Annotated in this window: 1 protein-coding gene; it reads left to right on the forward strand. The window is 65.6% G+C overall.

Annotation, left to right across the window (positions count from 1 at the left end):
- Positions 1 to 477: helicase-related protein (locus tag AC1DN0_RS41420; protein ID WP_477146656.1), on the forward strand; the 477-nt coding region annotated here is incomplete at both ends.

The following is a 477-nucleotide window of genomic DNA, read 5'->3' on the forward strand; positions in this document are numbered from 1 at the left end:
CAGCCACCGCGTGCTGGAGCTGGCCTACGAGCACATGAACGAGCCGCAGAAGCTGGTGGTGGAAAGCGAGTCGATCACCGCCGCACGCGTGCGCCAGCGCATCTACTTCCCGGCCGACGAAGAGAAGATTCCGCTGCTGCTGGGCCTGCTGTCGCGCAGCGAAGGCGCGCGCACCATGGTCTTCGTCAACACCAAGGTGTTCGTCGAGCGCGTGGCGCGTTCGCTGGAGAAGGCCGGTTACCGCGTGGGCGTGCTGTCCGGTGACGTGCCGCAGAAGAAGCGCGAGAGCCTGCTCAACCGCTTCCAGAAGGGCCAGCTCGAGATCCTGGTGGCCACCGACGTGGCCGCGCGCGGCCTGCACATCGATGGCATCAAGTACGTCTACAACTACGACCTGCCGTTCGACGCCGAAGATTACGTGCACCGTATCGGCCGTACCGCGCGCCTGGGCGAAGAGGGCGATGCGATCAGCTTCGC

The organism is Cupriavidus sp. 05N39 (genome assembly GCF_056397325.1).